General features: G+C 59.0%; 19 protein-coding genes. 14 read left to right on the top strand and 5 right to left on the bottom strand.

The features are described 5' to 3' along the window. Positions 1-10: 10 nt before the first annotated feature. The 4 genes from ACLEXF_RS13870 (at position 11) to ACLEXF_RS13855 (ending at position 3,701) form a co-directional block, all read left to right on the top strand. Positions 11-1,210, top strand: coding sequence for a multidrug efflux MFS transporter (locus ACLEXF_RS13870; RefSeq protein ID WP_004204877.1), 1,200 nt, complete (start codon positions 11-13; stop codon positions 1,208-1,210). 301 nt (positions 1,211-1,511) lie between these two features. Continuing rightward, positions 1,512-1,772, top strand: a complete 261-nt coding sequence (gene iraP / locus ACLEXF_RS13865) for an anti-adapter protein IraP (RefSeq protein WP_004204875.1) — start codon at positions 1,512-1,514, stop codon at positions 1,770-1,772. A gap of 89 nt (positions 1,773-1,861) precedes the next feature. Further along, positions 1,862-3,292 (top strand): alkaline phosphatase, encoded by a 1,431-nt coding sequence (gene phoA, locus ACLEXF_RS13860; protein WP_423265776.1) that lies wholly within the window; start codon positions 1,862-1,864, stop codon positions 3,290-3,292. 91 nt (positions 3,293-3,383) lie between these two features. Further along, positions 3,384-3,701 carry a PsiF family protein gene (locus ACLEXF_RS13855; RefSeq protein WP_004204873.1) on the top strand — a complete coding sequence of 106 codons (318 nt, stop codon included), beginning with the start codon at positions 3,384-3,386 and terminating at the stop codon, positions 3,699-3,701. 67 nt (positions 3,702-3,768) lie between these two features. Here ACLEXF_RS13855 and proC read toward each other — a convergent pair whose 3' ends face one another. After that, the gene (gene proC / locus ACLEXF_RS13850) at positions 3,769-4,578 is read right to left on the bottom strand and encodes a pyrroline-5-carboxylate reductase (RefSeq protein WP_004204871.1); all 810 of its coding nucleotides are present in this window, start codon (positions 4,576-4,578) and stop codon (positions 3,769-3,771) included. Positions 4,579-4,694: 116 nt separating this feature from the next. Here proC and ACLEXF_RS13845 point away from each other — a divergent pair, with 116 nt between their 5' ends. Continuing rightward, a complete protein-coding gene (locus ACLEXF_RS13845) occupies positions 4,695-5,153 on the top strand; it encodes a YaiI/YqxD family protein (protein ID WP_004204870.1) in 459 nt (152 codons plus the stop codon). Here the strand turns inward: ACLEXF_RS13845 and ACLEXF_RS13840 are convergent. After that, the gene (locus ACLEXF_RS13840; protein WP_049004147.1) at positions 5,150-5,851 is read right to left on the bottom strand and encodes a DUF2076 domain-containing protein; all 702 of its coding nucleotides are present in this window, start codon (positions 5,849-5,851) and stop codon (positions 5,150-5,152) included. The genes ACLEXF_RS13845 and ACLEXF_RS13840 overlap by 4 nt on opposite strands. A gap of 329 nt (positions 5,852-6,180) precedes the next feature. On the opposite strand from ACLEXF_RS13840, the gene aroL reads away from it, so the two are divergent. The 4 genes from aroL to ppnP all read left to right on the top strand — a co-directional run bounded on the left by aroL (position 6,181) and on the right by ppnP (position 8,269). Then, positions 6,181-6,714: a shikimate kinase AroL gene (gene aroL / locus ACLEXF_RS13835; RefSeq protein WP_023319827.1), complete on the top strand. Its 534-nt coding sequence runs from the start codon at positions 6,181-6,183 to the stop codon at positions 6,712-6,714. 71 nt (positions 6,715-6,785) lie between these two features. Next, a complete protein-coding gene (locus ACLEXF_RS13830) occupies positions 6,786-6,977 on the top strand; it encodes a YaiA family protein (RefSeq protein ID WP_002890278.1) in 192 nt (63 codons plus the stop codon). A gap of 249 nt (positions 6,978-7,226) precedes the next feature. After that, positions 7,227-7,907: an AroM family protein gene (locus tag ACLEXF_RS13825; RefSeq protein WP_072096489.1), complete on the top strand. Its 681-nt coding sequence runs from the start codon at positions 7,227-7,229 to the stop codon at positions 7,905-7,907. Between the two features lie 77 nt (positions 7,908-7,984). Next, complete coding sequence (gene ppnP / locus ACLEXF_RS13820) at positions 7,985-8,269, top strand: pyrimidine/purine nucleoside phosphorylase (RefSeq protein WP_004204865.1); 285 nt, start codon at positions 7,985-7,987, stop codon at positions 8,267-8,269. A gap of 71 nt (positions 8,270-8,340) precedes the next feature. Here the strand turns inward: ppnP and rdgC are convergent, their stop codons facing one another. Continuing rightward, positions 8,341-9,252, bottom strand: a complete 912-nt coding sequence (gene rdgC, locus ACLEXF_RS13815) for a recombination-associated protein RdgC (protein ID WP_407259914.1) — start codon at positions 9,250-9,252, stop codon at positions 8,341-8,343. A gap of 91 nt (positions 9,253-9,343) precedes the next feature. Between rdgC and mak the strand changes: the two genes are divergently transcribed. Then, positions 9,344-10,258, top strand: a complete 915-nt coding sequence (gene mak, locus ACLEXF_RS13810) for a fructokinase (protein WP_004204864.1) — start codon at positions 9,344-9,346, stop codon at positions 10,256-10,258. Positions 10,259-10,459: 201 nt separating this feature from the next. Here mak and sbcC read toward each other — a convergent pair whose 3' ends face one another. Both sbcC and sbcD read right to left on the bottom strand, forming a co-directional pair. Further along, the gene (gene sbcC / locus ACLEXF_RS13805) at positions 10,460-13,603 is read right to left on the bottom strand and encodes an exonuclease subunit SbcC (RefSeq protein ID WP_308063282.1); all 3,144 of its coding nucleotides are present in this window, start codon (positions 13,601-13,603) and stop codon (positions 10,460-10,462) included. After that, positions 13,600-14,805 carry an exonuclease subunit SbcD gene (gene sbcD, locus ACLEXF_RS13800; RefSeq protein WP_085846441.1) on the bottom strand — a complete coding sequence of 402 codons (1,206 nt, stop codon included), beginning with the start codon at positions 14,803-14,805 and terminating at the stop codon, positions 13,600-13,602. Before sbcD ends, sbcC begins: the two co-directional genes overlap by 4 nt. 182 nt (positions 14,806-14,987) lie before the next feature. Between sbcD and phoB the strand changes: the two genes are divergently transcribed. The 4 genes from phoB (at position 14,988) to proY (ending at position 20,188) form a co-directional block, all read left to right on the top strand. Continuing rightward, positions 14,988-15,677: a phosphate response regulator transcription factor PhoB gene (gene phoB, locus ACLEXF_RS13795; RefSeq protein WP_004204861.1), complete on the top strand. Its 690-nt coding sequence runs from the start codon at positions 14,988-14,990 to the stop codon at positions 15,675-15,677. Positions 15,678-15,698: 21 nt separating this feature from the next. Beyond that, positions 15,699-16,994, top strand: a complete 1,296-nt coding sequence (phoR, locus tag ACLEXF_RS13790; protein WP_017898936.1) for a phosphate regulon sensor histidine kinase PhoR — start codon at positions 15,699-15,701, stop codon at positions 16,992-16,994. Between the two features lie 414 nt (positions 16,995-17,408). Continuing rightward, the gene (gene brnQ / locus ACLEXF_RS13785; protein WP_004204859.1) at positions 17,409-18,728 is read left to right on the top strand and encodes a branched-chain amino acid transporter carrier protein BrnQ; all 1,320 of its coding nucleotides are present in this window, start codon (positions 17,409-17,411) and stop codon (positions 18,726-18,728) included. Between the two features lie 86 nt (positions 18,729-18,814). Continuing rightward, entirely contained in the window at positions 18,815-20,188 is a 1,374-nt protein-coding gene (gene proY / locus ACLEXF_RS13780; RefSeq protein WP_004204857.1) for a proline-specific permease ProY, read from the top strand. Positions 20,189-20,276 lie beyond the last annotated feature (88 nt).

Below are 20,276 nucleotides of genomic sequence, written 5' to 3'. Positions count from 1 at the left end.
ACGCGTAGTTATGGAATCCTGGAAGGTTAATCTTATCTCCGTCTGGTTTGGTTGCTTTTTTACCGGCCTGGCGATCAGTCAAATTCTCCCCTTTTTACCGCTCTACGTCTCCCAGCTGGGCGTCACCTCGCATGAAGCGCTGTCGATGTGGTCGGGGCTGACCTTCAGCGTCACCTTCCTGGTCTCGGCGATCGTCTCGCCGATGTGGGGGAGCCTGGCGGACCGCAAAGGCCGCAAGCTGATGCTGCTGCGCGCCTCGCTGGGAATGGCGATCGCCATTTTGCTGCAGGCCTTCGCCACCAACGTCTGGCAGCTGTTTATTCTGCGGGCGATCATGGGCTTAACCTCCGGTTATATCCCTAACGCCATGGCGCTGGTGGCCTCCCAGGTGCCGCGCGAGCGCAGCGGCTGGGCGCTGAGCACCCTGTCGACGGCGCAAATCAGCGGCGTGATCGGCGGCCCGCTGCTGGGCGGCTTCCTGGCGGACCACGTCGGGCTGCGAATGGTCTTTTTTATTACGGCGATCCTGCTGACCATCAGTTTTCTGGTGACCCTGTTTCTGATTAAAGAGGGCGTTCGCCCGCAGGTCAGCAAAAGCGATCGTCTCACCGGGAAACAGGTCTTTGCCTCCTTGCCCTATCCGGGGCTGGTGATCAGCCTCTTTTTCACCACTCTGGTGATCCAGTTGTGCAACGGCTCAATCGGCCCGATTCTGGCGCTGTTTATCAAGTCGATGGCGCCGGACAGCAACAATATCGCTTTTCTGGCCGGGATGATCGCCGCGGTGCCCGGGGTGTCGGCGCTGATCTCTGCGCCACGTCTGGGTAAGCTTGGCGACCGCATCGGCACCTCGCGGATCCTGCTGGCGACGCTCTGCTGCGCGGTGGTGATGTTCTTCGCCATGTCCTTTGTCACCACCCCGCTGCAATTAGGTACGCTGCGTTTTCTGCTCGGCTTTGCCGATGGCGCGATGCTTCCGGCGGTGCAGACCCTGCTGCTGAAATACAGCAGCGACAGCGTCACCGGGCGCATCTTTGGCTATAACCAGTCGTTTATGTATCTTGGCAACGTCGCCGGGCCGCTAATTGGCGCTTCCGTATCAGCGATGGCCGGCTTCCGCTGGGTGTTTATTGCTACCGCCATTATCGTTTTCATTAACCTCTGGCAACTGGCATGGATGCTGCGCCGTACCCGCCGGGCGAATGCCTGAACCTCTGCTGACGGTATTTAACGCAATACCGTCAGCGTTATTCAACGTCGGTCGATTTACCATTACTTTTTGTTATCGCCATTGCGTGAGCGCTATTCCATTTTATTATTTCCGACGTCATTTAGTTATAAACAGACCCGGTTGTGATTAAACAATACTATTTATAGTGGTATTTTGTTGTGGTAAAACGTTTCGCTGTATATTGGGTGTTGCGACGATTCTTATTTTAAGTAATTCTGGGGTCCGTCATCAGGTATGACATCTCAATCGAAAAACAGGCCTCGCATAAGGAACTGGTGCTATGAAGAATCTCATTGCTGAGTTACTGGTTAAACTGGCGCAAAAAGAAGAAGAAGCAAAGGAACTGACGGTGCAGGTTGAAGCGCTGGAGATCGTGGTCACCGCATTATTGCGCCATATGGAGCATGATGCCCAGCAGGCATTGATTCAGGATATTGAGCAGGCGATAGACCAGGTGACGCCTTGTCCGCCGGTCAACGACCAGGATGCCATCCTGCTGCAGCAATATCTAAAGAAGCTGTTGCGGCATCCTCGTAGCTAATCTTTGCGACGCGACAAGGATGCCGTCATTTTTCTGTCATCTCCCTTTTATAAAGTCTCCCACGTTTTGTTTTTTTAAGTATTTTTTACATGGAGATGACAAAAGTGAAATTAAGCGCCCTGTTTATTGCCCTGCTGCCTCTGCTGGGCTCGCCGGTTATTCATGCGGAAACCACGACCGCGCCGGTTCTGGAAAATCGCGCTGCCCAGGGAGATATCACCACTCCCGGCGGCGCGCGTCGTTTAACGGGCGATCAAACCGAAGCGCTGCGCGCCTCGATAATCAATAAGCCGGCCAAAAACATTATCTTGCTGATTGGCGATGGGATGGGCGATTCTGAAATTACCGCTGCGCGAAATTATGCGGAAGGGGCGGGCGGTTTCTTTAAAGGCATTGACGCCCTGCCGTTAACCGGGCAGTACACGCACTATTCGCTGGATAAAAAAACCGGTAAACCGGACTACGTCACCGACTCGGCGGCCTCCGCCACCGCCTGGACCACCGGCGTGAAGACCTATAACGGCGCGCTGGGCGTCGATATTCATGAGAACGCGCATCAGACCATCCTCGAACTGGCGAAAGCGGCGGGACTGGCCACCGGCAACGTTTCCACCGCCGAGCTGCAGGACGCCACCCCCGCGGCGCTGGTGGCGCATGTGACATCGCGTAAATGCTACGGCCCTACGGTCACCAGCGAAAAATGCCCCAGCAATGCGCTGGAGAAAGGGGGCAAAGGCTCCATTACCGAACAGCTGCTGAACGCCCGGCCGGATGTCACCCTGGGCGGCGGCGCGAAGACTTTTGCCGAAACGGCGACGGCGGGCGAGTGGCAGGGCAAAACCCTGCGTGAGCAGGCGGAAGCGCGCGGCTACCAGATTGTGACCGACGCGGCCTCTCTTGCCGCCGCGACGGAAGCCAGCCAGGATAAACCGCTGCTGGGACTGTTCGCCGACGGCAATATGCCGGTACGCTGGGAAGGGCCCAAGGCGTCTTATCACGGTAATATCGATAAGCCGCCGGTAACCTGTACCCCAAACCCGAAACGCGACGCCTCGGTGCCGACGCTGGCGCAGATGACGGAGAAAGCGATTGACCTGCTGAGCCGCCACGAGAAAGGCTTCTTCTTGCAGGTGGAAGGTGCCTCCATCGATAAGCAGGATCATGCGGCGAATCCGTGCGGCCAGATCGGCGAAACGGTTGATCTCGACGAGGCGGTGCAGAAGGCGCTGGAATTTGCCAAAAAAGACGGCAATACCCTGGTGATCGTCACCGCCGACCATGCGCACGCCAGCCAGATCATCCCGGCGGATAGCAAAGCCCCGGGCCTGACTCAGGCTCTGAATACTCGCGATGGCGCAGTGATGGTCATGAGCTACGGCAACTCAGAGGAAGAGTCGATGGAGCACACCGGCACCCAGCTGCGCATTGCGGCCTACGGTCCGCATGCGGCTAACGTCGTCGGCCTGAGCGATCAGACCGACCTCTTCTCAACTATGAAAGCTGCCCTGAGTCTGAAATAAGTCGCTGCCGGTGGCGAAATCGCGTCACCGGCTGGTTTTTTTTCTATCTGCGTCCAGACTTACAACGATCCACTCACAGAAGGATGGTGCGATGAAAATAACCTTACTGATGACCCTACTGTTTGGCTTGATCTTTATCAGCGCGGTTGGCGCGGCAGAAAAAACGCCCACTCCTCAGCAGCAAAGGATGACGGACTGCAATCAGCAAGCGTCAGCCAAAACGCTGAAAGGGGAGGAGCGCAAAACCTTTATGAGTCAGTGCCTCAAAAAAGAGACCACGACCTCGCAAGGAAAGCCCCTCACGCCCCAACAGCAGAAGATGAGCGACTGCAATAAAGCGGCTTCGGCAAAATCACTGAAGGGCGATGAACGCAGTACCTTCATGAGTAGCTGCCTGAAGAAAGCCTGAAAAAAAGGGAGCGCACGCGCTCCCTTGTTCTTTGACCTCTCAGGGCTTGCAGCCCGCCAGCTCAGCTTCAGGAGCGGCTCAGCTTCTCTGATTTTTCCATGCACTGGCTGATGGCTTCGATCACCGCGGAGCGGAAGCCTTTTTCTTCCAGCACGCGCACGGCTTCGATGGTGGTCCCGCCAGGAGAGCAGACCATATCTTTCAGCGCTCCCGGATGCTCACCGCTCTCCAGCACCATTTTGGCAGAGCCCATCACCGCCTGCGCGGCGAATTTGTAGGCCTGGGCGCGCGGCATCCCGCCGAGAACGGCGGCATCGGCCATCGCTTCGATAAACATAAAGACATAGGCTGGCGCCGAACCGCTCACACCCACCACCGGATGGATCATCGGCTCGGCAATTTGCTCCGCCTGGCCAAAGCAGCGGAAAATGGTCAACACTTCAGCCACATCTTCGCTGCTCACCAGCGCGTTTGGCGTAACGGAGGTCATGCCGGCGTTAACCAGCGACGGGGTATTGGGCATCGCGCGAATAATTTTGCGATCGTGGCCGAGCGCGCGCGCCAGCTGGTCAAGCGTGACGCCGGCGGCGATGGAGACCACCAGCGACTCTTTATTCAGGCTGGAGGCGATATCGCCCAGCACTTTGGTCATGATCCCCGGCTTCACCGCGCCGAAGACGATATCGGCAATTTGCGCCACTTCCTGGGCGCTATCGGCGGCGTTGATGCCGTACTGGTCGCGCAGAGCCGCAACCTTGTCCGGCGACGGGGTGTAGACCCAAATTTGTCCCGGCTGTACCTGGCCGCTGGCGATCAGTCCACCCAGAATGGCCTTACCCATATTGCCGCAGCCGATAAAGCCAATTTTCTTATCCATCACCATTCCCCTCTGCTTTTTTCGTTACGATCTGATTAGCTTATCATCCTGGCGCTTTCATGGGGGAGAAAAGCAGGTAACATTGGCGACACTTATTGCAGGTAACAGGAGCTGGCATGGCCATTTGGGTGGATGCAGACGCGTGTCCGAACGTGATTAAAGAGATATTGTTCCGCGCGGCAGAGCGGACCCAGACGCCGCTGACGCTGGTGGCGAACCAGCCGCTGCGCGTACCGCCGTCGCGTTTCATCCGCACCCTGCGGGTTGAGCAGGGTTTTGACGTGGCGGATAACGAAATCGTCCGTCAGTGCGCGGCGGGGGATTTAGTGATCACCGCCGATATTCCGCTGGCGGCGGAGGTGCTGGCGAAGGGCGGGGCGGCGCTTAATCCGCGCGGAGAGCGCTACAGCGAAGCGACGATCCGCGAGCGGTTGACGATGCGGGATTTTATGGAGACATTACGGGCCAGCGGCGTTCAGACCGGCGGCCCGGATAGTTTATCGCAGCGCGATCGGCAACAGTTTGCCGCCGAGCTGGAGAAGTGGTTGCTGGCGGTTAAACGTCAGCAGGGTTAAACCCAACTGTCGTCATCGCTGCCAATATCATCATCGCCAAAGCCGGCGTCGAAGTCGTCGTTCCAGGTGTTGTCGGCAAGGAACTGATCGTCTCCCTGACGGAACGGATCGTCACCCACGGCGGCGTCCTGCGCGGCGGGGGCATCAGCATCAGGCTGCGGCTTCTCTTCGATGATATTCACAATCTCCTGCGGGTGCGAGCCGCTGAACATACTGGTCAGCATATTGCCCAGCACCACCCCGCCCGCTACGCCTGCGGCCGTTTGCAGCGCGCCCGCCATAAAGCCGCCGCCGCGTGCGGCAGCCTGCGGGGCATAGCTCTGCTGCTGCTGTGGGGCATACTGCGGCTGTGAGCTGGCCTGCGGGCGACCGTATTGCTCCGCGCCCGGGATCGGGTCAGAACCGCGTGACGAGCCGCCGCCGCCAAACAGGCCGGAGAGGAAACCGCCGCTGCTGGGCTTCGCCGCCTGCAGTTGGCTGACCTGGCTCTCCAGCGCCTGGATGCGATCGTTGAGCTGTTTAATCGCGGCTTCCTGGATAAGGATGGTTTGCGCCATATAGTAGGGGGCCGCCGGCTGCGCGCTCACGTGTTGGGCAATCCGCTCCTCGGCGCTGGCATCGCGCGATGCACTGTGCGCCTCAGCCTCTTTCAGCCGGGAAAACAGTCCATCAATAAGGCGTTGTTCTTCAGATTGCATGTTACATTCCTCTGTCACACTGTCGAATAGGCATCAGGGTGCGTCTGAAACACGATGTTGTAAATATGTTGCTTCGTAAAGCTATGCATAAATGTGTTACCGTTTACGCCAGCAGTGGATAAAAAATAACGCCAGGCGGAAAAGTAAAGCTGGTTAAACACCAAATGCAATGATAAGTTTACATCAAGAGCCCTTTGTCTCACTGCGGTGATGGGGTGTAAAGAAGTTGTGTAACGTTTTCTTTACGAATGCGTTGCGGATCAGACAGCGATAATACGTTCTTTCGTTTTCCTTTTTTTGCGACAGACGGAACCAGGGGGTCTTCGGTTATGACACAGCCAATCTTTCTCATCGGGCCACGCGGCTGCGGTAAAACCACCGTCGGCCATGCGCTGGCGCGAGCGCGACATTTTCAGTTCTCCGATACCGATCATCGGCTGCAGGCCCATGAGCAGCGGACGGTGGCGGAGATCGTGCAGGCGGAAGGGTGGGCGCGCTTTCGCGAGCTGGAGACCCTGTCGCTGAAGGCCGTGACCCTGCCGAATACGGTGATCGCCACCGGCGGCGGCATCATCCTCGCGGAATGTAACCGTCAGTTTATGCGGGAGAACGGCGTGGTGATTTATCTTCAGGCGTCGGTGTCGGCGCTGATTGACCGTCTGGAAGCCTACCCGAAAGCCGAACAACGGCCGACGCTCACCGGGAAACCGGTGCGTGAGGAAGTGGGCGAGGTGCTGGCGCAGCGTGAAGCGTTATACCGTGATGCTGCCCATCATATTGTCGATGCTACAGCCTCCCCGGATCGGGTGGTGGAGCAAATTATGACCATGCTGTGCGGCGCGACGGCAGCTCCGGTAAGTTAAGAATTTACTTACATTAAGGCGGCGAGGGGCGCCTATACTTGATAGTTCTGATACCGGAAGAAGGAAGAACTATGCCAAACAGACCCCCATATCCGAGAGAAGCGCGCGTGGTTGCGGTAGAGAAAGGTCCTCAGGGTCAGACGGTGACCTGGTATCAACTCCGCGCGGACTATCCTGAGCCCGATTCGCTAATCAGCGAACATCCTACCGAGCAGGAAGCCGTGGATGCCAAGCGGCGTTATGAAGATCCCGACAAGTCTTAACCCCTGAGCCCGGATTGCCTGTCCTGCGGGCAATATCGGGCGTATCTCACATTTTTTATTTATCAGTCGTACTAATGAATTTCTAACACACGGATTTTTCAGGCACGCCGCCGCTGCCCGGTAATCTTTACATTCAACCGCGGCGTGGAGCTGCTACGCTTCTCGACGGTTGATTTTTACTCACCAGGGGGGCGAATGCTGTGTGTGGTAAGCCTGTGTTGAAGCAGTGGTAGTGAAAAGGTACATGATATGAGTAGTGCAACGATGGCAATTTTGACCATCGGCGTTGTGCCGCTGGCGGGAGTATTACCGCTCCTGACCGAACATATCAGGGAAGAACAGATCGCTCACATCAGCCTGCTGGGCGAGATGACGCGTGACGACGTGATGGCAGAGTACGCCGTGGGTGACGGCGAACAGGGTCTGTTGACCTTGCTCAGCGATAACCAGCTGGTGATGGTGTCGCGACAAAAAATTGAACGTGATGTTCGCAGCGTGATCGCCATGCTGGATCGACAGCATTTTGATGTGATCCTGCTGCTCAGCTCCGAACAGCTGACCGGTTTTACCACCCACCACGCGATCCTCCTCGAGCCGCAGCGGATCATTCCGCCGCTGGTGGCGTCGATCGTCGATGGGCACCAGGTCGGGGTGATCGTGCCGGTGGAAGAGATCATGCCCATGCAGCGACAAAAGTGGCATTCACTGGAGAAGTCACCGTACTACGCGTTGGCCAACCCGTTTACCGGTAGCGACAGTGAGCTGTTAACCGCCGGTAAAGCGCTGCTGGAGCAGGGGGCCGACGTGCTGGTCCTCGACTGTCTCGGTTACTATCAGCATCATCGCGATGTGTTACAAAAAGCCCTTGATGTCCCGGTTTTGCTGTCGAATGTGCTGGTTTCCCGACTGGCGGCAGAACTATTAGTCTAAAGTGTTAATTTCACGTGACAGGGGCAAGGAGCGCCCCCTATATTGAGCCTTTCAACGACGATCAGAAGGGCTTGTTTATGCTTCAAAGCAATGAATACTTTGACGGAAAAGTGAAATCCATTGGCTTCACCAGCAGCAGTACCGGTCGCGCCAGCGTTGGCGTGATGGCGGAAGGAGAATACACCTTTGGTACGGCGCAGCCGGAAGAGATGACGGTGGTCAGCGGGGCGCTGAATGTCCTGCTGCCGGGTGAGACTGAGTGGAAAGTTTACGCCGCCGGCGAAGCCTTCAATGTGCCAGGCAACAGCGAATTCCATCTGCAGGTGGCTGAGCCAACCTCCTATCTGTGCCGCTATCTGTAAGTCAGCGTAACGCCCGGCGCTTGCCGCCGGGTTGTATTTTTTTTCCTGCCAGGCAGGAAGGAAAGCGGCGCTTAGCGCTGCGCTTCGCCGCCGAGCCCGTCCACCAGGCTTTGGATCAGGGCAGCCAGTTCGCCGGTCATTAAGATAAAGTCGGCGTCAAAGCGCTGGGCGAAATCTTCCCGATCGATATCTTCGTTTTGGTCGCGTAATTCATCGCAGAACTTGAGGCGCTTAATTGACGCGTCGTCGCAGATCACAAACTGAATACGCTGCTGCCAGTCCAGCGCCAGCTTGGTGACGACCTTCCCGGCCTCAATGTGCACAGCGATTTCGTCGCTGACCAGATCCTGCTTCTTGGCGCGGATCACGCCGCCATCTTCCAGCATCGCTTTCAGCTCGGCTTCGTCCAGCAGCTGGAAGCCCTGCGCTACGGTGCCGGAGCGGACCCACTCGGTCAGTGTCAGCTCGATCGGATTCTCCAGGGTCAGCGGCACCACCGGCAGCGAGCCGAGGGTTTTACGCAGCAGGGCCAGGGTATCTTCCGCTTTCTTCGCGCTGGCGCAGTCCACCATGATCAGGCCGTTGACGGTGTCGATCCACATCATCGTCTGGCTGAAGCGGCTGAAGGCGCGCGGCAGCAGCGAGTGCAGCACTTCATCTTTCAGGGAATCTTTCTCAGTCTTCTTCAGCTTGCGCCCCTGATCGGCTTCGAGCTTCTGGATCTTCGCCTCCAGCGCCTGCTTGATCACCGGCGACGGCAGGATCTTTTCTTCTTTACGCGCGCAGATAATGATCTGGCCGTTCGCCGTATGCGTCAGCGCGTCGCTGCGCGATCCCATCGGCGATACCCAACCGGTTTTCGCCATATCCTGGCTGCCACAAGGGGTAAATGTCAGCTCGGCCAGCTGTTTTTCCATCTCCTCGGCGCGCAATTCGATATCGCGGCTGAGACGGTAAACCATTAAATTTTTGAACCACAGCATGATAATTTCCACGGCTTTGTCGTTAAATCAGGCGGGCATGATAGCGAATTGTCGCTATGCTTGCATTGTTAATCGGGGTGAGGAGCTGAGCGTGCGTATTGGTATTGATTTAGGTGGTACAAAAACCGAAGTGATAGCCCTGAGCGACCAGGGAGAGCAGTTGTTTCGCCATCGGTTACCCACGCCGCGGGAGGATTACCGGCAAACCATCGAGACTATCGCTACCCTGGTGGCGATGGCCGAGCAGGCGACCGGACAGCGTGGCACCGTGGGGATGGGGATCCCGGGCTCGATTTCGCCCTATACCGGGGTAGTGAAAAACGCCAACTCGACCTGGCTCAACGGCCAGCCCTTTGACAAGGACCTCAGCCTGCGCCTTGACCGCGAAGTTCGGCTGGCTAACGACGCCAACTGTCTGGCGGTGTCGGAAGCGGTGGACGGCGCGGCGGCGGGGGCGCAAACGGTGTTCGCGGTGATTATCGGCACCGGCTGCGGCGCGGGCGTAGCGCTCAACGGGCGGGCGCATATCGGCGGCAACGGTAACGCCGGCGAGTGGGGACATAACCCATTGCCGTGGATGAACGACGATGAGCTGCGCTACCGTGCGGAAGTGCCTTGCTACTGCGGTAAACAGGGGTGTATCGAAACCTTTATCTCCGGCACCGGCTTTGCCACTGACTATCAGCGGCTGAGCGGCAAGGGGTTAAGCGGCAGCGAGATTATGCGCCTGGTGGGTGAAGGTGACGAAAAAGCTGAACTGGCGCTGAGCCGCTATGAACAGCGGCTGGCGAAATCGCTCGCCCACGTGGTGAACATCCTCGATCCGGACGTCATCGTGCTCGGCGGCGGGATGAGCAACGTCGAGCGGCTGTATCAGACGGTGCCGGACCTGGTGAAACAGTGGGTCTTCGGCGGCGAGTGTGAAACGCCGATCCGTAAAGCGATGCACGGCGACTCCAGCGGAGTACGCGGCGCGGCATGGCTGTGGCCGCTACAGGGGACCTGAACCACTCCCCCTCACCCCGGCCCTCTCCCGGAGGGAGAGGGGGAAAGGCGGCGTCGGTGGTTGGGGGTGTGGCAGGAACCCCCGGTCTCTTGCGGGGAGAGGGGTAATCGCAACAGCGTACGAAACGGAAAACCAGCGCCGGACGGTTCCCTCTCCCCCCGGAGAGGGTTAGGGTGAGGGAACATCGTAATGACTCAGACCTCACTCCACCGCAAACGCTCTATCCAGCCGACTGTAGCCCAGGCCATTTATCTTCTTCACTTTGATCTGCACCGGAATGCGATCTTTCATCGCCTCCACGTGGCTGATCACCCCGATAATCTTGCCGCTGGCGTTGAGGGCATCCAGCGCGTCCAGCGCCGTGTCCAGCGTTTCGCTGTCGAGGGTGCCGAAGCCCTCATCAAGAAACAGAGAGTCAATCCGCGTCTTATGGCTCACCAGGTCTGACAGCGCCAGGGCCAGCGCCAGGCTGACGAGGAAACTTTCGCCGCCGGAGAGGGTGCGGGTGTCGCGCACGGCGTCGGCCTGCCAGGTATCGACCACCTCCAGCTCCAGCGCTTCGCTGGCTTTGCGCTGCAGCAGATAGCGCCCGTGCAGGCGGTTAAGCTGCTGGTTTGCCAGCCAGACCAGATTATCCAGCGTCAGCCCCTGGGCGAATTTGCGGAACCGATCGCCGGTGCTGGAGCCGATCAGCGAGTTGAGATAGCCCCAGTCATCCGCCAACTGCGCCGCCTCTGCAATCTGCCGCCCTAGCGCCTGCTGATGCTGACGGCTCTCTGCGTCCTGCCTGAGCTGCTGACGGATTTCGCCCTGGCGGGTGGTGTTGTCCCGCAGCCGCTGGGCCAGGGCGTGCAGCTGAGTTTGCAGGGCGGGGATGTCCGCATCCGTCCCTTGCGGACGCAGCGCCAGGTGCGCCTGTTGCTGCCGGGTCGCCTGCTCGCAGAGCGCCGTCGCCTGCTGAAGCTGCTGCTCCAGCGTCTGTTTTAACTGCGTCAGCCGCTGGACGGTCTCGTCATCCAGCAGCGCGGCGAGGAACGCCTGCCGATCGTTAAAGCGGCTGGCGGCCAGGGCGGCGGTAAATTGCGCCTGCGACTGGTCCAGGCGCGCCTTCTCTTCGGTCTCCAGCTGCTGCTGGGCGACAAGCTGGCTGTGCAACGCCAGGCACTCTTCGTGGATCGCGCGCCAGTTGTCGGGGATCGCCGGTTCCGCTTCAGCTTCAGCCTCTGCCTCGTCGCTGGCTGGCAGCGTCTCCAGCAGCGGCTGCAGGGCGGCAATCTGCTCCAGAATGGCGCCATGCCGGGTCTGTTGCGCCTGCCACTGGGAAAATTCGCTTTCGCGAGCGTTCAGCCAGGCGGATTCTGTCCCTTCTTCCGGCAGGGTCAGCGTCAGGGCCTGCAGGGCGCTCTCCAGCCCCTGGCGCGTGGCCGTCAGCTGCTGCAGAGCCTGGCGCTCCAGCGCCTCCTGATCGTTGAGCTGGCTCTGCAGCATCTGGCGCTGGCTGAGCTGGTAGAGCTGCTGCTCGTAGCGCTCCTGCTCCTGGATCCAGTCGTTTATCTCTTGCGCAATATCCCGCGTGACCTGCAGAGAGGCGCAGGTTTCCTGCCATGCTTTAGTGAGCGCTTGCTCTTCCTCAGCGAGCCGCCCGGCCGCTTCGGTCTCACGCTGGAGCTGCTGCGTCAGGGCGTTGACCTGCCCGAGGATCAGCAGACCTTCTTCTTTTAGCGCGGCGACCTCTTTTTCCAGCGCATCGCGGCGGCGCTGATTATCCGTGACTGTTAGCGAGGCGTATTGCTCAATCGCCGGATGTTCACAGGAGCCGCACAGCGGGCAGGGCTTACCCGCCTCAAGCCGGGCGCGGTAATCTTCCAGATCTTTAATCGTTTCTTCCCGCTGGCAGAGCGCTTTCAGGTCGAGATAGTGCTGGTTTTTGTCTTTGTACTGCGCCCGGCGTTGCGCCAGGGTAGCGTTGAGTTTTGCCTGCTCCGCCTGCGCCTGCTGTACGCTTTCGGCGTTCTGGCGCAGACGCTTGCGCAGCAGCTGATGCTGTTCATGCAGGGAGAGCAGCCGCTGGCGCAGCGGTCGCGACTGGGTTTGCTGCGCTATCGCCGCCGCAACCTCATCGGCGCTCAGCGACAAAGGGCTGGCCGGCAGCGCGGTCAGCTTCTGGCGCAGCGCGGCCAGGCGGCTGGTCTGGGCCGTCAGCTGCTGTTTATCCCGCGTTAGCTGCGAAAATTGCGCCCGCCAGCCGGCAATCTCCTGGCCCCACAAGCGGAATCGCTCATGGGCCGCCAGCCACTGCGCCAGATCGGTCAGTTCAGCCTGCCGCTGCTGCTGGGCGTGCAGGGCGCTGCGGCGGATGCGCGCGCGCAGCGCCGTGCTGGCAAGTAAGCGAGCATTTACTTCATTGATTCGCTGGCGGGTTTGCTCCAGGCCTGCCGCGTGCTCCTGATGGCGCTCCCACAGGGGGCGCAGCTGGGCGGCGGGCTGGGCCAGCTCAAGCTTCGCCAGCGCCGGCGCGGCGTCGGCCAGCGCCTGGCGGGCCTGCTGCTGGCCGCTGACCGCCTGCTGCTGCTGCTGCGCCAGCTCGTCGCGGCGCGTTAGCCACTGGAGCTGCCGCTGCTGGTTTTGCTGCTGCGCCAGCAGGGCTTTCTCTTCGTCAGTAAGCACCTGCAAACTTTCCTGCAGCGCCTGCTGCTGGGCCTCCGTCAGCAGGACGATGCCCGCCGCCTGGGCTTCGAACTTCTCCAGCGTATGGCGAGCGGCTTTGTGCTGCTCATAGACCATCGCCGAAATCTGACCGTAGATTTCCGTGCCGGTCAGCTCCTCCAGCAGCTCCGCGCGATCGCTCGGCTTCGCGTTCAGGAAGGCGGCAAATTGTCCCTGGGAGAGCAGCATCGAGCGGGTGAAGCGGCCATAGTCGAGGCCGGTGAGCGTCGCGGTTTGCTCCAGCTTATCCGAGACCTTATCGGCGAGGATTTTGCCGTCGGCGCAGCGCGCCAGCTCTACGCGGGGCGCCTGCAGATTGCCATCCGGCTGGTTACGCGCCCGGTTCTGGCTCCAGAAGGCGCGGTAGGCGATGCCCTTCACTTCAAACTCCACCTCCGCCAGACACTCGGCGGTATCGCGGGTCATCAGGTCGTTTTGCGACTGGGAGACTTTATTCAGGCGCGGCGTCTCATGATAGAGCGCCAGGCAAATGGCGTCGAGCAGGGTGGTTTTCCCGGCGCCGGTGGCGCCGGTAATGGCGAACAGGCCGTTGCTGGCGAACGGCTCGGCGGTAAAGTCTATCTTCCATTCCCCTTTCAGGGAGTTGAGGTTTTTCAGACGCAGACTGAGGATTTTCATGCGTTTTCGTCCTCCGCGGTGAGCGTATGCAGCGTATGGGCGAACAGCTCGTGCAGCCGGGCGCGCTTCTCATCGTCAATCTCGGTCAGCGCCAGCCGGCGCTCGAACACCTCTTCCACCTTCAGTTCGCTGAGGGTCTCCCGCTGGGCGTTGAGCAGTATTTTCTCGCGCTGCTCGCGGCTGCGGCGCACCAGCAATACTTCCACCGGCAGATCCTCCGTCAGCGCCTGAATTTGACGCTGAATATCGTGCAGGTACTCCTCGGTGGTGATTTCGATATCCAGCCACACCGGCGGGTCCTGTTCAACGCCGCGCCACTGCTCCAGCTGGGCGGTGATAGCGGCCAGATCGCCTTTGATGACCGCCAGCGGCTGGGTGACGGGCACCTCGAGGGTTTCCACGGCGCTGAGTCGCCCATCGCTAAAGCTCACCAGATGCACCGATTTCGCTTTGCCGGTTTCATCAAAGCTCAGCGGCAGCGGCGAGCCGCTGTAGCGGATGTGCTCGCAGCCGCCGACCACCTGCGCCCGGTGAATATGGCCCAGCGCAATGTAGTCGGCAGGGGGGAAGTGCTGCGCCGGGAAGGCATCCAGCGTGCCGATATAAATGTCGCGAACGGCATCGCTTTTGCTGGCGCCGACGGTGGTCAGATGGCCGCTGGCAATGACGGGCAGCGGGCGATCGCCGCGCAGCGCGCAGGCCTGCTGATACTGTTCCTGATAATAGTCGCTGATGGCGTGCAGCAGCAGCTGCTGTTTTTCCCGACCGGAGTGGCCGGCCTGGCTGATGACCAGCTCGCGCGGGCGTAAAAACGGCACCGGGCAGAAGATAGCCCCAGGGGTGCCGTCGCGCCGCGGCAGCTCAATGGGCGGGCAGCCGGCGTTCGCCACGACGGTGGTGTGTAAAAAGGCGAGGATATCGCGGGATTCATTGAGCATCGCCACCGAATCGTGGTTGCCCGCCAGCACCACCAGGCGACAGCCGGTCTGCTGCAACTGGACGACAAAGCGGTTATACAGTTCGCGAGCGTAGCTCGGCGGCGATCCGGTATCAAAAATATCGCCGGCTACGATGATGGCGTCGACTTCATGCTCCTGCGCGCGGGCCAGCAGCCAGCTCAGGAAGGCGTCATGTTCGGCCGCACGGCTTTTGCTGTAAAAATTCTGGCCCAGGTGCCAGTCGGAGGTGTGAAGGATGCGCATAAATCTTCCCTAGCGAAAAAAGCATGAGCGGCAGTATACCATTTGTCGGAGAGGGGTAAGTCCGCGTCATGCTTCAAAATACCCGATCATCAGACGGTCATTTTTTTCATAAATCTGTCACAAAAGTGACGCATAATGACGCCGCACTTCTATACTGATGGCTAAAAAACACAGGGTAAATAATGGCGAGAAGAATTCTGGTCGTTGAAGATGAAGCTCCAATCCGCGAAATGGTCTGCTTTGTTCTGGAGCAAAATGGCTTTCAGCCTGTCGAAGCGGAAGATTATGACAGCGCGGTGAATCAACTAAATGAACCCTGGCCTGATTTGATTCTCCTTGACTGGATGCTGCCGGGCGGTTCGGGGCTGCAGTTTATTAAGCTGCTCAAGCGCGAGGCGATGACCCGTGATATTCCGGTGGTGATGCTGACCGCGCGCGGAGAAGAAGAGGATCGCGTTCGCGGCCTGGAGACCGGGGCGGACGACTACATTACCAAGCCTTTCTCACCGAAGGAGCTGGTGGCGAGAATCAAAGCGGTGATGCGCCGTATTTCGCCGATGGCGGTGGAAGAGGTGATTGAAATGCAGGGGCTGAGCCTCGATCCCTCATCGCACCGGGTGATGACCGGCGAAAGTCCGCTGGACATGGGGCCAACGGAATTTAAATTATTGCATTTCTTTATGACCCATCCGGAGCGGGTGTACAGCCGCGAGCAGCTGCTGAACCACGTTTGGGGAACCAACGTCTATGTGGAAGACCGCACGGTGGACGTCCATATTCGTCGCCTGCGCAAAGCGCTGGAACACAGTGGCCATGATCGGATGGTGCAAACGGTTCGCGGCACGGGGTATCGTTTCTCCGCCCGTTTCTGAATTTTGACAGGAGTGTGACCCGTGCTGGAACGGCTGTCATGGAAAAGGCTGGCGCTGGAGCTCTTTTTAGCGTGTATTCCGGCCCTGATTCTGGGGGCGTTTGTGGGTCATTTGCCGTGGTTTTTACTGGCGGCAGTGACCGGTTTGCTGATCTGGCATTTCTGGAATTTGATGCGCCTGTCGTGGTGGCTGTGGGTGGACCGGAGCATGACCCCTCCGCCCGGCCGCGGCAGCTGGGAGCCGCTGCTGTATGGTCTGCACCAGATGCAGATGCGTAATAAAAAGCGTCGACGTGAGCTGGGAAGCCTGATTAAACGCTTCCGCAGTGGAGCGGAATCGTTGCCGGACGCGGTGGTCCTGACCACGGAGGAGGGAGCCATTTTCTGGTGTAATGGCCTGGCGCAGCAGATTTTAAACCTGCGCTGGCCGGACGACAGTGGGCAAAACATTCTTAACCTTCTGCGCTATCCTGAATTCGCCACCTACCTGAAACAGCGTGATTTTTCAAAACCGCTCAATCTGGTGCTGAATAATGCCCGTCATCTGGAAATTCGCGTGATGCCCTACAGCGACAAGCAGTGGCTGATGGTGGCGCGCGACGTGACTCAGATGCATCAACTGGAAGGGGCGCGGCGTAACTTCTTCGCTAACGTCAGCCATGAGCTGCGCACCCCGCTGACGGTGCTGCAAGGCTATCTGGAGATGATGCAGGAGCAGGTGCTGGAAGGGGCGACCCGTGAAAAGGCCCTGCACACCATGCGTGAGCAAACCCAGCGTATGGAGGGGCTGGTGAAGCAGCTGCTCACGCTGTCGCGTATTGAAGCCGCGCCGGCGCTGGCGATGAATGACCGCATCGACGTGCCGATGATGCTGCGGGTGGTGGAGCGCGAGGCGCAGACCCTCAGCCAGGATAAGCAGACGCTGTTTTTTACCGTCGATGAGCAGCTCAAGGTGCTGGGCAACGAGGAGCAGCTGCGCAGCGCCATTTCTAACCTGGTCTATAACGCGGTGAACCACACCCCGCCGGGCACTGAAATTCGCGTCAGCTGGCAGCGAACGCCGCAGGGGGCGCTGTTCAGCGTCGAAGATAATGGGCCAGGCATTGCCCCGGAGCATATTCCCCGTCTGACCGAGCGTTTCTATCGGGTGGATAAAGCCCGCTCCCGGCAAACGGGGGGCAGCGGCCTGGGGCTGGCGATTGTCAAACACGCGGTAAACCATCATGACAGCCGACTGGAAATAGAGAGTACGGTGGGCAAGGGAACCCGTTTTAGCTTCCTGCTCCCGGAACGATTAATTGCCAGAAACGACACCTGAGCGGCGCACTGTCAGCTTATCTTGCCAATGACCAGCTTCGGCTGGTCATTTTCATTGGCAGTCATTTTCCCCTCGCCTATTTAATGAACGTGCGCTGCTTTTTTGTTCGCATGATAAGCCACGGGTTTTCCATCAATATGGTAAATGATTCTGGTGTGAAAAGGATAACCAGCATAATCATCTGCTTTTGCGATCGTGCCTTGCTTTAAAACGTTATAAGCGTTTAAATTGCGCCTGCGCAGTCGATGACAGACTGCTTTTGCGTGGTAATACCAAAAACAATTCTTTCCCACGCCGCTTCGGGAGCATATCTCGCTGAGTTTACCGGCAATCGCCGCTGTATCGTCCCTGAGAGGGTAGCGCGGTATTTTTCCATTTTTTTACAACACCACATCCACAGGCAGTAATGAATTTATGACCCATCAGTTAAAATCTCGCGACATCATAGCGTTGGGCTTTATGACCTTCGCGTTGTTCGTTGGCGCAGGCAATATTATTTTCCCTCCGATGGTTGGCTTACAGGCGGGCGAGCACGTCTGGACGGCGGCGATCGGCTTCCTGATCACTGCGGTGGGTCTGCCGGTTCTGACGGTGGTGGCGCTGGCGAAAGTCGGCGGCGGCGTTGAAAGCCTGAGCACCCCGATTGGTAAAGTGGCGGGTATCCTTCTGGCGGTGGTGTGTTATCTCGCGGTAGGACCGCTGTTCGCGACCCCGCGCACCGCGACCGTCTCTTTTGAGGTCGGGATTGCGCCGCTGACCGGCGACGGCCCGCTGCCGCTGCTGATCTACAGCGTTATCTACTTCGCGCTGGTGATCCTGGTCTCACTCTATCCGGGCAAACTGCTGGATACGGTGGGAAATTTCCTTGCGCCGCTGAAAATTATCGCCCTGATTGTGCTGGCGGTCGCCGCGGTTGTCTGGCCGGCGGGCCCGATCAGCGACGCGATGGAAGCGTATCGTACCGCGCCATTCTCCAATGGCTTCGTCAACGGCTACCTGACCATGGACACCCTCGGCGCGATGGTGTTCGGGATCGTGATTGTCAATGCCGCACGCTCCCGCGGCGTCAGCGAAGCGCGTTTGTTGACCCGCTACACCGTCTGGGCGGGCCTGATGGCAGGCGTCGGTCTGACCCTGCTGTATCTGGCGCTGTTCCGTCTGGGCTCTGATAGCGCCACCCTCGTGGACCAGTCCGCTAACGGCGCGGCAATCCTCCACGCTTACGTGCAGCATACCTTCGGCGGGGCGGGCAGCTTCCTGCTGGCGGCGCTGATCTTCATCGCCTGCCTGGTGACGGCGGTGGGTCTGACCTGCGCCTGCGCTGAGTTCTTTGCCCAGTATCTGCCGTTCTCCTATCGCACGCTGGTCTTCATCCTCGGCCTGTTCTCGATGGCGGTCTCCAACCTTGGTCTGAGCCACCTGATTCAGGTGTCGATTCCGGTGTTGACCGCTATCTATCCGCCGTGTATCGCACTGGTTGTATTAAGCTTTACCCGCAGTTGGTGGCATAATTCGTCACGTGTTATCGCGCCGGCCATGTTTATCAGTCTGATGTTTGGTATCATTGACGGGATTAAGTCATCGGCGTTTGCCGCTATCCTGCCGGCCTGGACCGCGCGTCTGCCGCTGGCGGAGCAAGGTCTGGCCTGGCTGATGCCGACCGCCGTGATGGCAATCCTCGCGGTGATCTGGGACCGTGCCGCCGGACGTCAGGTGACCTCCAGCGCGCACTAACCGGCGTTGAGGACAAGCGTTTAACCACGGGACTTCGGGTTCCGTGGTTTTTTATTTTTTGTGTTAAACGGCATTGAAAAACCACGATGGAAAGTAGTAACAAGCTTAAGCGCGGGCTAAGCACCCGGCACATCCGCTTTATGGCCCTGGGTTCCGCCATCGGCACCGGGCTTTTTTACGGTTCAGCCGACGCGATTAAAATGGCCGGACCCAGCGTACTGTTGGCCTACATTATCGGCGGCGTCGCGGCATATATCATTATGCGCGCGCTCGGTGAGATGTCGGTGCATAACCCTTCCGCCAGCTCATTCTCCCGCTATGCTCAGGAAAACCTCGGCGGACTGGCGGGCTATATCACCGGCTGGACCTACTGCTTTGAAATCCTGATCGTCGCCATCGCCGACGTCACCGCCTTCGGTATCTACATGGGCGTCTGGTTCCCGACGGTGCCGCACTGGATCTGGGTGCTCAGCGTGGTGCTCATCATCTGCGCCGTCAACCTGATGAGCGTCAAGGTGTTTGGCGAGCTGGAGTTCTGGTTCTCGTTCTTCAAAGTGGCCACCATCATCATTATGATCCTCGCCGGGTTCGGCATCATTATCTGGGGGATCGGCAACGGCGGCCAGCCGACGGGCATTCATAACCTCTGGAGCAACGGCGGCTTCTTCAGCAACGGTTGGCTGGGAATGGTGATGTCGCTGCAGATGGTGATGTTCGCCTACGGTGGTATCGAAATCATCGGTATTACCGCCGGTGAGGCGAAAGATCCGGAGAAATCCATTCCACGCGCTATCAACTCGGTGCCGATGCGCATTCTGGTGTTCTATGTCGGCACGCTGTTTGTCATTATGTCTATCTATCCGTGGAACCAGGTGGGTACCGACGGCAGCCCCTTTGTCCTGACCTTCCAGCATCTGGGCATTACCTTCGCGGCCAGCATACTTAACTTCGTGGTCCTGACGGCCTCGCTGTCGGCGATTAACTCCGACGTGTTCGGCGTGGGCCGTATGTTGCATGGCATGGCCGAGCAGGGGAGCGCGCCGAAGGTGTTCGCTAAAACCTCGCGTCGCGGTATTCCGTGGGTGACGGTGATGGTGATGACCATTGCGCTGCTGTTTGCGGTATACCTAAATTACATCATGCCGGAAAACGTCTTCCTGGTGATCGCCTCGCTGGCCACCTTCGCCACCGTGTGGGTGTGGATTATGATCCTGCTGTCGCAGATTGCCTTCCGCCGCCGTCTGTCGCCGGAGGAGGTCAAAGCCCTGAAATTCAAAGTCCCCGGCGGGGTGGCGACCACGGTTGTCGGCCTGCTGTTCCTGGCGTTTATTATCGCCCTGATCGGCTATCATCCGGACACCCGCATCTCGCTGTACGTCGGTATGGCGTGGATTGCGCTGCTGCTGCTGGGCTGGGTCTTTAAGACCCGTCGTGAGCGCCGCCTGGCGCAGGCACAGTAATCAACATCGCCCCGGTCTGCATCGCGCGACCGGGGCGGCTTGCCGACCCGCGTCCTCCCCCGTTATCCTCCCCCAAAAAATCCTGTGA

Source organism: Klebsiella pneumoniae complex sp. WS1778 (assembly GCF_049472055.1).
GTDB lineage: Bacteria > Pseudomonadota > Gammaproteobacteria > Enterobacterales > Enterobacteriaceae > Klebsiella > Klebsiella quasipneumoniae.
Note: the sequence above shows the minus strand (reverse complement) of the source record. Positions and strands in the feature narration are given on the sequence as shown.

Bases quoted from the DNA above. Each gene is read 5' to 3' on its own strand.
- sbcD (WP_085846441.1), bottom strand. From the start codon at position 14,805: ATGCGCATCCTTCACACCTCCGACTGGCACCTGGGCCAGAATTTTTAC.
- ACLEXF_RS13825 (WP_072096489.1), top strand. From the start codon at position 7,227: ATGAGTAGTGCAACGATGGCAATTTTGACCATCGGCGTTGTGCCGCTG.
- ACLEXF_RS13845 (WP_004204870.1), top strand. From the start codon at position 4,695: ATGGCCATTTGGGTGGATGCAGACGCGTGTCCGAACGTGATTAAAGAG.
- iraP (WP_004204875.1), top strand. From the start codon at position 1,512: ATGAAGAATCTCATTGCTGAGTTACTGGTTAAACTGGCGCAAAAAGAA.
- aroL (WP_023319827.1), top strand. From the start codon at position 6,181: ATGACACAGCCAATCTTTCTCATCGGGCCACGCGGCTGCGGTAAAACC.
- rdgC (WP_407259914.1), bottom strand. From the start codon at position 9,252: ATGCTGTGGTTCAAAAATTTAATGGTTTACCGTCTCAGCCGCGATATC.
- ppnP (WP_004204865.1), top strand. From the start codon at position 7,985: ATGCTTCAAAGCAATGAATACTTTGACGGAAAAGTGAAATCCATTGGC.
- phoA (WP_423265776.1), top strand. From the start codon at position 1,862: ATGGAGATGACAAAAGTGAAATTAAGCGCCCTGTTTATTGCCCTGCTG.
- sbcC (WP_308063282.1), bottom strand. From the start codon at position 13,603: ATGAAAATCCTCAGTCTGCGTCTGAAAAACCTCAACTCCCTGAAAGGG.
- proC (WP_004204871.1), bottom strand. From the start codon at position 4,578: ATGGATAAGAAAATTGGCTTTATCGGCTGCGGCAATATGGGTAAGGCC.
- ACLEXF_RS13855 (WP_004204873.1), top strand. From the start codon at position 3,384: ATGAAAATAACCTTACTGATGACCCTACTGTTTGGCTTGATCTTTATC.
- ACLEXF_RS13870 (WP_004204877.1), top strand. From the start codon at position 11: ATGGAATCCTGGAAGGTTAATCTTATCTCCGTCTGGTTTGGTTGCTTT.
- ACLEXF_RS13830 (WP_002890278.1), top strand. From the start codon at position 6,786: ATGCCAAACAGACCCCCATATCCGAGAGAAGCGCGCGTGGTTGCGGTA.
- phoB (WP_004204861.1), top strand. From the start codon at position 14,988: ATGGCGAGAAGAATTCTGGTCGTTGAAGATGAAGCTCCAATCCGCGAA.
- proY (WP_004204857.1), top strand. From the start codon at position 18,815: ATGGAAAGTAGTAACAAGCTTAAGCGCGGGCTAAGCACCCGGCACATC.
- brnQ (WP_004204859.1), top strand. From the start codon at position 17,409: ATGACCCATCAGTTAAAATCTCGCGACATCATAGCGTTGGGCTTTATG.
- ACLEXF_RS13840 (WP_049004147.1), bottom strand. From the start codon at position 5,851: ATGCAATCTGAAGAACAACGCCTTATTGATGGACTGTTTTCCCGGCTG.